Raw genomic sequence first — 15,108 nt, 5'->3', positions numbered from 1 at the left:
GCCAGCACGAGCGTGAGGTGCTGCAGGACCTGCTTGCGGGCACCGGCCAGCTGATTTCCACGGGCGGCGGTGCGGTACTGGACGCCGGCAACCGCGAGGCCATCGCGCGCCGCGGCTTCGTGGTGTACCTGCGGGTGAGCGTGCCGGCGCAGCTGGAGCGGCTGGCCCGCGACCGTGGCCGCCCCCTGCTGCAACGCCCCGACCGCGAGGCGGTGCTGCACGACATGGCCGCGGCCCGCGACCCGCTCTACCATGGCCTGGCCGACCTCACCCTCGACACCGATCTCTACACGCCCGCCGAGGCCACCGCGCAGCTGGTACTGCGCTTGGCCGCGCAGTGGCAGCGACTGGACACTTCCGCATGACATCCGCCCCCCGCACCGTCGCCGTCGGCGGCGAAACGCCGTACACCATCCACATCGGCCCGGGCCTGCTCGCCCGCGGCGACCTGCTGGCGCGTCACGTGCGCGGCCGCCATGTGCTGCTGCTCAGCGACACCTCGGTGGCGCCGCTGTACCTGGCCGGCGTGAAACAGGCACTGCTCGGCGAGCGCCCCGACCTGCACGTGGGCGAACTGGTGCTGCCCGCCGGCGAAGCGTCCAAGACCCTGGCCAATTTCGGCGCGGCAGTCACCGCGCTGGCCACGCTGGGTGCCACCCGCGACGCCTGCGTGCTGGCGCTCGGCGGCGGCGTGGTTGGCGACCTGGCCGGGTTTGCCGCCGCCTGCTGGATGCGCGGGGTGGATTGCGTGCAGTTGCCGACCTCGCTGCTGGCCATGGTCGACTCGTCGGTAGGCGGCAAGACCGCCGTGGACATCCCCGAAGGCAAGAACCTGGTCGGCGCCTTCCATCCGCCGCGTGCGGTGATTGCCGATACGGCGGCCCTGCGTACCCTGCCGCCGCGCGAGCTGCGTGCCGGCCTGGCCGAAGTGATCAAGTACGGTGCCATCCGCGACCCGCTCTTCTTCCAATGGCTGCAGGCAGAACAGGCTGCGTTGCTGGCCGGCGACGATGCCGCACTGGCCCAGGCCATCGCCCGCAGCTGCGAGCACAAGGCCGAGATCGTCGCGCGCGATCCACTGGAACGCGGTGAGCGCGCGTTGTTGAACCTGGGCCATACCTTCGGCCACGCCATCGAAACCGAACAGGGCTACGGTGCACCGGACAACGACAACCTCAACCACGGTGAAGCGGTGGCGGTCGGCATGGTGCTGGCCGCGCGCCTGTCGGCCCAGCTCGGCATGAGCCACGACGACGATACCCGCCGCCTGCGCGAGCTGCTGCTGCGCTATGAACTGCCCGTGGAGATTCCCGCCGGCTTGTCCGCCGAGGCGTTGCTGGCGCGGATGCGCCTGGACAAGAAGAACGTGGCCGGCCGCCTGCGCCTGGTGCTGTGGCAGGGCATCGGCCGCGCCGAAGTGGTGGCTGACGTCGACGAAGCCGACGTCCTGCGCGTGCTCGGCGCGGGCTGAACTGCGACCGTTGGCCGCAGCCGCCCAGCGGCGTGGTGACGGCCACGTTCGCGGTTCGCGGTTCGCGGCTACAATCGCCGGCATGCGCGTCTTCCTGCAGCAATCCCCGGGCGGGGCCGATCCGGCCCGATACCTCCAGCTGACCCTGCAACCGGACCTGTTCGGTGGCTGGGAGCTGCTGCGCGAGTCGGGGGTGCTCGGCGGCGCGTCCAAGCTGCGCCGCGAGCTGTTCCTGCAGGTCGACCAGGCCCAGGGCGCGTTCGAGAAGGCGCGCGATGCCGAACTCAAACGCGGCTACCAGATCACCTATACCAGTGGCGTGCCGCCGCGCTGAACCGCGCGCCGCGCCCCGCCTTCACCCGGCCCTGCGCCACCCGATTCCAAGGAAGCATCCCGTGACCAGCCCTTCCCGCCATGATCGCCTGCTGCGCGCCCTGCGCCGCGAACCGGTGGACTGCACCCCCATCTGGCTGATGCGCCAGGCCGGCCGCTACCTGCCGGAGTACCGCGCCACCCGCGCCAAGGCCGGCAGCTTCCTGGCCATGGCCAAGAACCCCGACATTGCCTGCGAAGTGACGCTGCAGCCGCTGCGCCGCTTCGATCTGGACGCGGCAATCCTGTTCTCGGACATCCTGACCATTCCCGATGCGATGGGCCTGGAGCTGTACTTCGTCGAGGGCGAGGGTCCGAAGTTCCGTCACCCGGTGCGCGATACCGCCGCGATCGCCCGGCTGGCCGTGCCGGACATGGAAACCGAACTGCGCTATGTCATGGACGCGGTGCGCGTGATCCGCCGCGAGCTGGATGGCCGCGTGCCGCTGATCGGTTTTTCCGGCAGCCCGTGGACGCTGGCCTGCTACATGGTCGAAGGCGGCGGCAGCAAGGACTTCGCCCGCATCAAGGCAATGGCGCTGAACGAGCCGGCCGCGCTGCACCAGCTGCTGTCGGTGGTGACCGATGCGGTGGTGGCCTACCTTGCCGCGCAGCGCGCGGCCGGCGCCCAGGTCCTGCAGGTGTTCGACACCTGGGGCGGCGTGCTCAGCCCGTCGATGTACCGCGAATTCTCGCTGCGCTACCTGACCCGCATCGCCCGCGAACTTGAGCGTGGCGACGGCGACCAGCGCACCCCGCTGATCCTGTTTGGCAAGGGTACCGGCCTGCACCTGGCCGACCTGGCCGACACCGGCGCCGATGCGCTGGGCGTGGACTGGACCCTCGACCTGGCCGACGCGGTGGCCCGCACCGGCGGCCGCGTCGCACTGCAGGGCAACCTTGACCCGGCCACGCTGTACGGCAACCCGGAGGCGATCAAACGCGCGGCGGGCAAGGTGCTGGACAGCTACGCCCAGGGCAACGGCGGCTCGCGCGAGGGTCATGTGTTCAACCTCGGCCATGGCATGTCGCCGGACATGAATCCCGAGCACGTGCAGGTACTGGTTGAGGCGGTGCACGCCCACAGCCGACGTTGATCGAAAGGCCGGACCTTGCCAAACATCAACGTTCGACCCCCAACCCGGTCGACCAAGGATCGTAGTGACACGCCATGCGTGTCAACGCCATGATCCTGCGCACGTAACCGAGCCATGCGTGTCCTGGGCGTCCGTCACCGGACGTTGCCCTGCTTCTGCGATCATGTGCACCTCGTTGATGACGGTGCACACGATGACGACGCCCAGCTACGCCTCGTTCCGGCCCCTGTTGTGGCTGGTGTCGCTGGCGATCTTCATGCAGATGCTGGATTCGACGATCGTCAACACCGCCCTTCCCGCCATGGCCCGCAGCCTCGGCGAGAGCCCGCTGCAGATGCAGTCGGTGGTGTTCAGCTACGCGCTGGCGGTGGCGACCTTCATTCCGGCCTCCGGCTGGATCGCCGACCGCTTCGGCACGCGGCGGACATTCCTTGCCGCCATCATCCTGTTCACGCTGGGCTCGCTCGCCTGCGCGCTCGCCCAGACCCTGCACCAGCTGGTGGCCGCCCGCGTCCTGCAGGGTGTGGGTGGCGCCATGCTGCTGCCGGTGGGCCGCTTGGCCGTGATGCGATCGGTCTCGCGCGAACAGTTCCTGCGCGCCATGAGCTTCATTGCCATCCCCGCCCTGATCGGCCCGCTGATCGGCCCCACCCTCGGTGGCTGGCTGGTCGAAGTGGCGTCCTGGCACTGGGTATTCCTGATCAACCTGCCGATCGGCGTCATCGGCTACATCGCCGCAGTGAAGGTCATGCCCGACCACTACGCCGAACACCGCACCCGCTTCGACATGGCCGGCTACCTGATGCTTGCCTTCGGCATGGTGGTGCTGTCCCTCGCGCTGGACGGCATCTCCGGCATGGCCACCCCGCACGCGCTGGTCATGCTGATGACCGTGGCCGGCCTGGCCGCGCTGGTCGGCTATTGGCTGCATGCAGCCAACTCCACCGCCCCGCTGTTTTCGCTGGCCCTGTTCCACGTGCCCAGCTACCGCATCGGCATCCTCGGCAATCTGTTCTCTCGCATCGGCAGCAGCGCCATGCCGCTGTTGATCCCGCTGCTGCTGCAGGTGGGCATGGGCATGAGCCCGATGAATGCCGGGCTGCTCATGATCCCCGTCGCCGCCGCCGGCATGCTGGCCAAGCGCTACGCGGTCAGGCTGGTGGAGCGGTTTGGCTACCGCCGTGTGCTGATGGTGAATACCGTGCTGGTCGGCCTTGCCATGGCCAGCTTCATTTTCATGGTGCCCGGCCAGCCGCTGTGGGTACGCGTGGTCCAGCTGGCCGTGTTCGGTGCGGTCAACTCGCTGCAGTTCACCGTCATGAACACCGTAACCCTGCGCGACCTTGACCGCGACTTCGCCAGTTCGGGCAACAGCCTGCTGTCGATGGTGATGATGCTGGCCACCGGCTTCGGCGCCGCCGCCGCGGGCAGCCTGCTGGCCGCCTTCGAACACCTCGATACCCTGCACGGGGCGACAGCCGCGCTGCACGCCACCTTCGTCTGCGTGGGCGCCATCACCCTGACCTCCACCGTCATCTTCTGGCAGCTCCCCGACACCCGCCCCTCCCCGCGGGACGTGGAGGAAGTCGCGGAATAACCGGCCAAGGCCGGATTGAACGGCATCGGACCTTCGGTCCGATGCGTTACAACCGCGCGTCCACCAGCACCCGCGCGATTGCCTGCTCCAGCAGGTCGCCGGTCACCGGCTTGCGCAGGAAGCCCTGCAGGCCGGCATCGCGCACCTGCTGTTCGATGCCCGGGTCCGTGCGCGCCGTGACGGCCACCAACGGCATGTCATAGCCCTGGTTGCGCAGGTGCCCGGCGAGCTCCATCCCGCCCAGTCCAGGCAGGTCAAGGTCGAGCAGCGCCACGTCGAACGGTGCATCACTGACTTCGCGCAATGCCGCCAGCGCATGCATGGCATGCACCACCTCATGCCCCCGCGCGCCCAGCAGGCCCACGATCACGCTCGCCACCGTCTCGTCGTCCTCGACCAGCAGGATGCGCAGCGGCGGCAGCGGCTGCCCTTCGGAAACACCGGCCGCGCCCACGCTCGCGTCCGCCATCTGCAGCGGCAGCGGCAGGCTCACGCTGAAACGCGTTCCCACGCCCAACTGGCTCTCCACGCCGATCTGCCCCTGCATCGCCAGCGCCAGTTCGCGGCAGATCGCCAGGCCCAGCCCACTGCCACCATACTGCGCCGCGGTTCGCGCACCGTCGGCCTGCTCGAAACGTCGGAACAGCCGCTGCTGCTGGTCGCTGCTGATGCCCGGCCCGGTGTCGGACACCTCGAAATACAGCCCGCGCTCGGGCGACGCCGCACGCACCGCGAGGCGCACCTCGCCGTGGCTGGTGAACTTCACCGCATTGCCCAGCAGGTTGAGCAGGATCTGCCGCACCCGCACCGCGTCACCCACGCTGAAGATACCGGGTGGCAATGCGTTGTCGACCACGAAGCGAAGCTTCTTCTGCTCGGCCAGCGCCGCCATCAGCATGCACACATCGTCGATCAATCCCTGCAGCGGGAACGGCTGCGTCTGCAGCTGCAGGCGCCCCGATTCGATCCGTGCCAGGTCCAGCGCATCGTTCACCAGGTGCAGCAGGTGCTCACCGGCATGCCGGATGGACTCGGTATAGCTGCGCTGCTGCGGGTTCAACGGCGAGCTCAGCAGCAGTTCGCTCATGCCCAGCACGCCGGTCATCGGCGTGCGCACCTCGTGGCCCAGGTTGGCCAGGAAGCGGGTCTTGGCCGCCGATGCCTGCTCGGCCAGTTCCTGCTTGTGCAGCGCCAGCTGGTACGCATGTCGACGCTGCAGACGACGCCGGTACAGCCACGCGAACAGGCTCATCAGCAGCAGCGCGATGGAGGTCAGCACCAGCAGGCCGGACAGGCTGCGCCACCATGGTGGCAACACGCGGAAATCAAGGACCTGCACGCGCGACCAGACCAGGTCCGCCGAGCGCGCCTGCACTTCGAGCCGGTAGCGCCCCGGCGGCAGGCTGGAGAACACGCGCTCGCCACCGGGCCCGACGTCCACCCAGTCCGGGTCGTAGCCGGCCAGGCGGTAGCGGTAGCTGTTGGACGACGAATCGGCGAAGGACAACAGCCGCGCCACGATGCGCAGGTCGCGATCGGCGTCTGCGATCTCCAGCGGGGCCAGGTGGGTCAGGTCGAGCACGCGTTCGCCACGGCGCACTTCCACCCGCTCGATCACCAGCGGCGCCCGCCGCGTTGCCGGCCGCACCTGGTCCGGGTCGAACAGCACCACGCCGGCCGGGGTACCGCCGGCGATGTGCCCACTGGCGGTCCGGATCAACGTGCCCCGGCGGAATTCCTGGCTCGGCAGGCCATCGCGCACGCCGTACTGGCGCACGCTGTCCTGTTTGGTGTTCACCCGGATCAGGCCGCGCGCACTGGCGGCCCATACGATGTCCTGTGTGTCGACCACCAGGCCCGTCGCCGACAGCTCCGGGTAGCCGGCGGCCCCACCGATCTGCGCCAGGCGTTGCAGCCGGCCGCCGCTCCAGCGGTACCGGGTCAGCCGCCCTTCCTCGGACACCCAGACGCTGTCGTCGTTGGCACGCGCCATGGCAAGGATGCTGGTCGTGGTGCCGCCGGGCATCGGCGCGAAGTTCGCGTGCGCGGATACCCACCGCATCACTCCCTGGCTGGTGGCCAGCCACAGTTCGTCCTGCGGGCCGCACATCAGGCCCTGCACCAGCTGCCCTGCCGCCAGGCCGGCCTGGCCGGGCCCGATCTGCTTCAGCACGCGTCCGTCCAGGTCGCGCTGCTGCAGGCCACCGGACGCATGGCTCCACACCGTTCCCCCAACGCACAGCACCAGCGATTCCACCACGCCTTCCAGCACGGCATCCGCCGGCGCATCACGCCCCCAGCGACGCAACGAGGCATCCGTCGGGTCATAGCGCAGCAGCGCATCATGCGAACCGATCCACACCTGGCCGCGTGCGTCTTCCACCACCGACTGCAACCACTGCGAGCCATCCACCCAGGTGCGATGCTGTTCAACGCGGCCCGTGACCGGGTCGAAACGGTCCAGCGCACCATGCGTGCCGACCGTCCACACCCCGCCGTTGGACGACGGCGCCATGCCCAGCACATAGCCGTTGCGCAGCGAGGCGGGATCATCTTCCAGCCGCGACAGCACCGAGAACTGCCACCAGCGCGGCAGCAGGTGCCACAGGCCACTGTTGGTGCTGGCCAGCCAGATGCCGCCCTCGCGGTCTTCATACGCGCCGGTCCAGTTGGGCCGGACCTGGCCGCGTGCAACCGCGCTGTACAACGGCACCTGCTGGAACTGGTTCTGGTAGGCCCGGCCGAGTCCCGAGCGCGTGTCGAGCCAGTGCCCGCCCTGCTCGTCGCGCAGCATCATGCCCAGCACCTGGTCGCCCTCGCCCACCTTCCACGGCGCAGGTTCAAAGCGACCGTCGGGGCGCCGCACCACCACCCCGGCATTGGTGCTGATCCACAGGCTGCCGTCCAGCTCGGCGGTCAGTCCGTTGACCACCGGCGTGGGCAGCTTCGATGCCGGCACCCGTTCAAAGTCATGCCCGGTCCAGCGCGCCAGACCGGCATTGGTGCCGATCCACAGGCTGCCATCGCGGGTGGTGGCCATGTGCGAGATCGAGTCCGCCGGCAGGCTGCGCGGATTGCCCGGCTCGGGCATGAAGCGGGTGATCGCACCGTTGCGATCCAGCCGGTGCAGCCCCCCGCCATAGGTCCCGAACCACAGCGCACCGTCACCGGTGGAGGCCAGGCTCCAGATCGTGTTGCTGCCGATCACCGGGTTGCTGGTGCGGTCGAAGAAACGCAGCTCGCGCCGGTCTGCCGACATCATCGCCAGGCCTGCGTTCTCCGTACCGATCCACAACTGATTGCGCGCATCCACGTGCACGCTCCATACGTGGTTGTCGCGCAGACCATCTTCGGCGCGCCAGATCCGGTAGTTGCGCCCGTCGAACCGCGCCAGCCCGTCATTGGTGGCCAGCCACAGGTACCCGTAGCCGTCCTCGGCCATGCGGTTGACGGTGTTGGACGGCAGGCCATCGAACACGGTCAGTTGTCGCGGCGTCGGCGGTACAGGCTGCGCCGCCACCAGCGACGGCCACAGCCACAGCATCCCGAACAGGAGCAGCCAACGCGTAGGCACCACCAATGGATCTCCCGGAGCGGTTCAAGGTCGGGCCGCGCAGCACGGCCGACCGGGCAGGACCCGCCGCACGTGGCGCGGGTCCGCTGGGGTAGATGGTAAACGCTTCGCCCGGCGGCGACGAACCGTCAGCCAGGCCAGGCCTTGTCCAGCGCGGCCTGCAGCGTGGCGGTGCAGGCGGGCTTGCGCAGCAGTGCCGCGCCCCCGGCGGCGGTGACCTGCCCCTCCAGCCCGGGCGTGTCCCGGTCGCTCATCACCAGCACCGGGGCACTCACCCCTTGGGCGCGCAGCATCCCGAGCAGCGAGAGCCCGTCGACACCGGGCAACGCCAGATCCAACAGCACCAGGTCCACGGGCGCGGACGCCAGTTCGGTCAACGCCGCCAGCGCGTGCGCGGCATGCACGGCCTGGTACCCCTGCGCGGCCAACAGCCCGCAAACGCGCGCGCCGGCGGCCGCATCACCGTCCACCAGCAGCACCCGGCGACCCGGGCCGGAGGGGGCCACGGCGTGGGCCCCACGCTGCGCCGGCAGGCACGCGTCGGCCGGCATCGGCAGGCTGACCAGCACCCGCCACTGCCGCCCCGCACCGGCATGGACACGCAGCGTGCCTCCCAGCGCCCGGGCCATGCGCCTGGCGCGCGCCAACGCCGTGGACAAGGCCGCCGGCGACGGCGCCGGTATGGCCCTCCCCGCACCGGGTGCGAATGGCATCCGGCGACCGGCCGTTCCGCTGGCCGCGAAGTCCAGCAGCAGGCCCTCGCGACCTGGCCGCCACCCCACCTGCAGGATGATGCGCCCGGCCCCCGTCCGCGACCCGAGTGTGCGTGACACGCTGTCCAGCATCTGGACCAGACGGTCAGGATCACCGTGCGCGCGCGCCCCCGGCGCCACATGCACGCAGAGGCTCAACGCCGTGCCATGCCTGCACGAGGGCAGCACCCGCCGGGCCAGCCACTGGCGGTGCACCTGCGCCACGTCGAACGGCAACGACTGCACGGGCGCGCAGCCGGCTTCCAGCCGTGCTTCGTCCAGGGCCTGGTTGACCCGCTGGAGCACGCGCAGCCCCCCTTGCCGGATGCGCTCCATCTGCGCCCGCTGGGTGGCATGCAGCGGAGAAGCGAGCAGCAGTTCGCTCATGCCCAACATGCCGGTCAGTGGCGTCCGCACCTCATGGCCCAGCGTGGCCAGGTACTGCTCTTTGGCGTGCGCCGTGCGCAGCGCGAGCGCCAGCCGCTGCTCCGAGGCCTGCGCGCGACGGGTCCGCGCCAGTCGCCGCAGTGCGGCCCACGAACCACCCCCGAGCAGCAATGCGCCGGCAGTCGCGCGCAAGCCGACAGTCGTCGGGTGATGCCAGCCGCTACGGTCTACCTGTAGCAATAAGGAGTGGGTGGCCGACCAGCCGCCGCCAGGCAGCCGTGCCTGGAACTCCAGGCGGTGTTCGCCTGGCGGCAGCTGCGGAAATCCGCGGGTGCCGGTGGTTCCCACGCGTATCCAGTCGCGGTCGAGCCCGCCCAGGCGGAAGCGATACTGCTGGCCCGCCTCCATCGCCGTGCCGAGCAACCGGATGCCGACCTGGATGTCGCGGTCGCCCGGTCGCAACTGCAGCACGGGCTGCGGCGCCAGCACCTGCAGTTGCCCATCGCGGTGCAGTTGCACCCGCTCGACCACCAGCGCGGGTTCGCCGGGGCACGCAGCCAATCCTGCGGGATCGAAGCGCACCGCCGCGCGTTCCTCCGGCAGCGCCAGCATATGTGCACCGTCTGCCCGCAACGCTGCGTTGAACACGGCCTCGGGAACACCATCGCTGCGCGTGTACAGCCGCACCTGACCCTCGCGCGGGCGCAGCCGCAGCAGCCCTCGCGCGCTGGTGGCCCACACCGCGCCGTGCGCGTCGGTCGCCAACGCGTTCAGCTGCACCATCGGCAGGCCGTGCCGCGCATCCACGACCACGCCGGGTCGCGCCACGTTGCCGTTGATCTGGTAGCGCACCACGCGGCCCGCGCCGGCCACCCACAGTGCCCCGTCGTCGGCAACGTGCAGCGCACTGATCTCGCCCTCCACGCCGGCCACTGGATGGAAGCGCCCTGCGCTCCAGCGCGCGAGGCCATGCCGCCCGCCCCACCACAGGCCTTGCGCCCCATCGCAGTGCACGGCCGACGCGCCTTCCGGCCAGGCGTTGTCCGGATCCTCCCGGGCCCAGCGCCGTACCCGCCCACCGCCGGGGGCAAGGCGCTCCATCTCCCGCGTGCCGATCCGCCAGCGGCTGCCATCGGTACAGACCAGCGCCTGCATCGGCTGCCCGGGTGTCAGCCGTATCCCCGCCACGGCCGGCCGTGCCGACACGGCAGCCTCGGCCGGCATGAAGTGCTGCCAGTGCGGCGGCAAACGCCACACGCCGCGTTGGACTCCCAGCAGCCATACGCCGCCGTGCCTGTCCTCGAGGGCTGCGCGGAACTGCGGCACGGGACTGCCGGCCGGCGCAAGGGCCACCCTGGAAAGCGGTTCGCCATCGCTGTGCCACAGCAGTGCCCCGTCACCCAGCCAAGGCCCGCCACGGCGTGCGGCGCCCAGCGCGCGCGTGTCGGTGCCTGCATCCACTGGCTCCAGGCGCCCGCCCTGCACGGATCGCCACGGCCCTGCCGCGCCCCCCACCCAGAGCCGCCCCGTCGCATCGACCACCAGCGCCGTCACCGGCGCGGTGCCCAGCAGGCCAGGTTCAGTCGCGAAGAAGCGTCCGTCGCGCCAGCGCGCCAGCCCACGAGGGGTCCCTACCCACAGTGAGCCATCGGCGGTCATGGTCAGGTGCTCGACCGTGCGATCGGGCACGCCATCGCCGCGCCGGGTGGGCAGGTACTGGCGCAGCCGCCGCTCGGGGCCCAGCCGGAACAGGCCTGCGTCGCGCGTGCCGAACCAGATCGTGCCGTCCGGGGCGGGCAGCACCACGCTGATCGCGGTGCCCGCCAGCGACGGGAAACGCGCGCCGTCGAACACCTCGACATGGGCCCGATCGGGAGACATCCGCATCAGCTGGCCATGGCCGGTACCGATCCACAACTGGTCGCGTGCGTCGGAGGCAATGGCCAGCAGCTGGTTGTCGGCCAATCCCTGCTCGATCCGCCAGACCTTGAAACGATGGCCATCGAAACGCGCCAAGCCGTCCTCCGTGGCGAACCACAGATAACCATGGCGATCTTCCACGATCTGGTGCACGGCGTTGGAGGGCAGCCCATCGGCGCTGGTGAAGCGCTGTGCGTCGTGGGGCGTCGCATGTGCCGCGCCGCTGAGCACCAGCCCCAACAGCACGCCGCACAGCGTCCTCCCGACGGCAGCCCATGTCTCCCTCACGCGGGCGCCCGGCATCGCGCGATACCGGCCGCCAGTCGCGCGCTGGTCAAGGGCAGACGCAGGAACAGATCGAAGCCTCCCGCGCGCGCATCCCGTTCGGCGCATGCGTCGGCCCGCGGTGTCAGGGCCAGCCGAGGCACGCCCGGCCACAGCCACGGCAGCCGGGCGTTGAGCCGCGCGCCGCCGGCCAGCATGTCCGGGTCGGCGGCGATCAGGTCCCACGGTCCGGGATCGACATCGCGCATCCATCCGTCCAGGTCGTCCACCCCGGTCACCCGGTGACCTTGTGCACGCAGCAGCGCACAGACCACGTCGGCGGCATCGGCGGACGGCAGCAGCACCATCACCCGCAGGCTGCGCGCCTCCGCGTCGCCGCCGCACGCCGTCCCGGTCGCCGCCGACGACGCCACCAACGAGGGCGCTGGCGACCACGGCAATACGAGCTGGAACCGGGTACCACGCCCGGGATGGCTTTCGACCTCGATGTCGCCGCCCATCGCCCGCGCGAGGTCGCGGCTGATGGCCAACCCCAGGCCGCTTCCGCCGTGCCGGGCCGCCGTCTGCGCGCCTTCGGCCTGACGAAAGCGCTGGAACAGCCCGTGCACCTGGTCGGCGTTCATGCCCGGACCGGTGTCGTCGACGCCCAGCACCACCCCCTGCCCATCGCGGCCCGCGCGCGCGCTCAGGCAGACCTGCCCGCGGGCGGTGAACTTCACTGCGTTGCCCAGCAGGTTGAGCAGGATCTGGCGCAGGCGCTGCACGTCGCCGTGGAAACACGCGTCCCCATCGAACGTGCTGCTCCAGTGCAGTGACAACCCCTTGCCGTGTGCGACCGGCAGCTGCAGCGCATGCAGCTCGCGCAGCAAGGGCTCGAGTGCGAACGGCGCGCCCTGCAGCTGCAACCGGCCCGACTCGATACTGGCCAGGTCCAGTGCATCGTCCATCAGGTGCAGCAGGTGGTGGCCCGCCTGCTGCAGGCTGCCGATCTGTTGGCGCTGGATCGGCGACAGCGGGGAGTGCAGCAGCAACTCGCTCCACCCCAGCACGGGTGTAAGCGGGGAACGGACCTGCCGGCCCAGCTCGGCCAGGAAGCGGCTGCGTTGCGCCGAGTCCTGTTCGGCGCGTATCCGCCCGGCGCGCGCCTGCCTTCGCCGGTCGCGCCACCGACGCTGGCGCTGGTGCAGGCGGGCCAGCAGGATCGCCACCGTGCACAGCGCACCCACGATCGTCGCGCGACCGGCACCGGTCTCCCACCACAGCGGCACCACCCGCAGCGATACCTGCCGCACCGCCGACCAGGGTCCCTCGGCATGCCGTGCCTGCATCAACAGCACGTGCTCGCCCGGCGGCAGCCGCGCGAACAGCCGCTGGGCGACCGGACCGGTATCGATCCAGCCGGGGTCCTGCCCGAGCAGCCGGAAGCGGTACTGGATGCGATCCGGATCGCCTCGACCGAGCAGGCTGACGGCCACCCGCACCGTGCGGTCGGCGGTGCTGAGCAACACCGGCGCTGCATCCAGCGGTACCGGCAGGAGACGGCCCTGGCGACGCCGGCTGATGGCCTCCATCACCAGCACCGGCACGTGATCGGGCTCACGCAGCGCACGCGGATCAAAGGCCAGCAGGCCACCTTCACCCATCCTCGCCAGCAACGCGCCCGACCCCAGCCGCAGCAGCGCCTGGCCCAGTACTTCCTGCACCGGCAGCCCCTGCGCATGTCCCAGCAGCCGCACGTCGCCCCGGCGTGGTCCTACCCGCACCAGTCCACGCGCCGTGCCTGCCCAGGCGGCGCCGTCGGTGCCTACCGCAAGCGCGTCCGCACGCAGCTGCGGGTAACCTTCCGCCGCAGCCACACGACGCAGCCGCTGAAGCCGGCCCCGATCAAGGCGATAGTGTTCCAATGCGCCGTGGCGACTGACCCATAGCGTGCCATCGTCGGCTTCGGCTACTGCCGCCGCCATGCCCCCGCTGTCCCCGTCGAGCGGCTCGAACCGCTCACGGCCCGATGACCAGCGCATCATTCCCTCCGGATCGGTGGCGAACACGTTGCCATCCCGGGTACACAGCAGCTGCCGCGCCGGCACGTCGGCGGTCAATCCGAGCGCCGCCGGCACGGTACTGCGCAGCAACGTTCCCGCGGTCGACCACTGTTGTATCGCCTGTGGATGCGACAACCACAGCTGCGTGTCCGCGCAGCGGTGCAGGGTGATCGCGGCGTGGCGCGTACCCAGCCCCGTGCGCCATTCCTGCCACTGGCGGCGAGCGGGATCGTAGCGGGCCAGGCGGTCCGCGCTGGCCGTCCAGACCCGGCCGGCAGCGTCTTCGGTCAGGCCGATCGCCAGCGCGCCGTCACCTGCGTGCGCGTAACCGATGTGCTCGCTGCTGCGCCCGTCGCGCAGGTCCAACCGCTGCAGGCGGCCCCCCCTGCCCATCACCCAGGCATGGTGTTCGCCCGATGCGGCCAGCGCCACTGCGGGCGGGCTGCGTAATCCAGGCCCGCCTGCCTGCACGCCAGGCAATGCGCTGAACTGCCGCCAGCGTGCGGAAAGCCACCACACCCCATGCCGCTCGGTCACCCACCACAGATCGCCATGGCGGTCCTGCAGTGCCTGGCGCACGACCACCGGCCCGGGCGCCGGATGCAGCGCAACCGGACGCGCCTGGTCACCATCGCGCCATTGCAGCACGCCATCGCGCTGCTGCCAGAGGACCGCATCCGCGCTGCGCAGCACGCTGCGCGTCCGCAGCGGCCCGGCCCGCACCCGCTGCCCGGCATCAAGCGCCCAGGTTCCGCGCGCGGTGCCCACTTCGATGCCGCCCTGCGGGTCCGGCCACAGCGACTGCACCGGCGCCACCACGGGCAGCGGGACAGTCACGAACGCGTTCCCGTCCCAGCGCCAGAGTGTCGTTCCTGCGCCCGCCCAGAGCGCGCCGGCGGCATCGCGGGCGAGCATGCCCACCGCGTCGTCCTTCAACGGATGATGCTGCCAGCGCGCCTGCCGCGGGGGTAAGCCATACAGGCGCCGGTCGTCGCCGATCACCCAGACCCAGCCGTCGCGCGTGCCCGTCACCTGACGCACGTGACCGGTACGGATCGCCGCCGGTGCCGACGCATCGACGCGCTGGAAGCCATTGCGGCTGGGGCCCATCATCACCAGGCCGCGCGTCGCCGTGCCCAGCCACAGCCGGTCCTGGGCGTCGACGTGCAGCGTGCGAACGTCGGCGTCCGGCAGGCCTTCGTCGTGCCGCCAAAGACGGTAGCGCTGGCCATCGAAGCGCATCAGCCCATCGCTGCCGGCCAACCACAGATAGCCGGTCGCATCTTCGGCGATCTCCCGTACGTGGGGATCGGGCAGGCCATCGGCGGCGCCAAGCTGGCGCGGCCACGGCACCTGCACGACGAGGGCGGAGACCAGACCCGGCCAGGCCAACCCCGCGACCAGCAGCAGGGTGGCCAGTTGCCCACGCGGGGCGACTCGCGGACGCGTCACCGTCTAACGCAGCGGCATCATTCTCATTCCTGCCACGGTAGAGGCACCCGTGCCAGGTTGCACGATGCGTTCTGTAAAGAGATCACACCAGCGCGAATCAAGTTTCAAATCAATTTCAGGATTCGACAACACGCAGACTATGAAAGGGCGACGCCCGCG

General features: G+C 70.6%; 8 protein-coding genes. 5 read left to right on the top strand and 3 right to left on the bottom strand.

The window, feature by feature from the left end; genetic code table 11:
- The 5 genes from RT456_RS11920 to mdtD form a co-directional block, all read left to right on the top strand.
- The coding region (locus tag RT456_RS11920) for a shikimate kinase (RefSeq protein ID WP_313346815.1) at positions 1 to 365 on the top strand (365 nt) is incomplete at its 5' end.
- Positions 362 to 1,471 carry a 3-dehydroquinate synthase gene (aroB, locus tag RT456_RS11915; RefSeq protein WP_313346813.1) on the top strand — a complete coding sequence of 370 codons (1,110 nt, stop codon included), beginning with the start codon at positions 362 to 364 and terminating at the stop codon, positions 1,469 to 1,471. The genes RT456_RS11920 and aroB, both read left to right, overlap by 4 nt.
- An 82-nt stretch (positions 1,472 to 1,553) precedes the next feature.
- Entirely contained in the window at positions 1,554 to 1,805 is a 252-nt protein-coding gene (locus RT456_RS11910) for a WGR domain-containing protein (protein WP_313346811.1), read from the top strand.
- Between the two features lie 61 nt (positions 1,806 to 1,866).
- Complete coding sequence (gene hemE / locus RT456_RS11905) at positions 1,867 to 2,940, top strand: uroporphyrinogen decarboxylase (RefSeq protein ID WP_313346808.1); 1,074 nt, start codon at positions 1,867 to 1,869, stop codon at positions 2,938 to 2,940.
- Positions 2,941 to 3,133: 193 nt separating this feature from the next.
- On the top strand, positions 3,134 to 4,537 hold the full coding sequence (mdtD, locus tag RT456_RS11900) for a multidrug transporter subunit MdtD (protein ID WP_313346805.1): 1,404 nt from the start codon (positions 3,134 to 3,136) through the stop codon (positions 4,535 to 4,537).
- A 46-nt stretch (positions 4,538 to 4,583) separates the two neighbouring features.
- Here mdtD and RT456_RS11895 read toward each other — a convergent pair whose 3' ends face one another.
- The 3 genes from RT456_RS11895 to RT456_RS11885 all read right to left on the bottom strand — a co-directional run bounded on the left by RT456_RS11895 (position 4,584) and on the right by RT456_RS11885 (position 14,949).
- Positions 4,584 to 8,081, bottom strand: coding sequence for an ATP-binding protein (locus RT456_RS11895; protein ID WP_313346824.1), 3,498 nt, complete (start codon positions 8,079 to 8,081; stop codon positions 4,584 to 4,586).
- Positions 8,082 to 8,239: 158 nt separating this feature from the next.
- Positions 8,240 to 11,416, bottom strand: a complete 3,177-nt coding sequence (locus tag RT456_RS11890) for a two-component regulator propeller domain-containing protein (RefSeq protein ID WP_313346802.1) — start codon at positions 11,414 to 11,416, stop codon at positions 8,240 to 8,242.
- 38 nt (positions 11,417 to 11,454) lie between these two features.
- The gene (locus tag RT456_RS11885) at positions 11,455 to 14,949 is read right to left on the bottom strand and encodes an ATP-binding protein (RefSeq protein ID WP_313346800.1); all 3,495 of its coding nucleotides are present in this window, start codon (positions 14,947 to 14,949) and stop codon (positions 11,455 to 11,457) included.
- Positions 14,950 to 15,108: the final 159 nt, after the last annotated feature.

Origin of the sequence: Stenotrophomonas sp., from assembly GCF_032099025.1 — a bacterium.
GTDB lineage: Bacteria > Pseudomonadota > Gammaproteobacteria > Xanthomonadales > Xanthomonadaceae > Stenotrophomonas.
The sequence above is the reverse complement of the archived record's forward strand: the minus strand, read 5'-3'. Positions and strand labels throughout refer to the sequence as shown.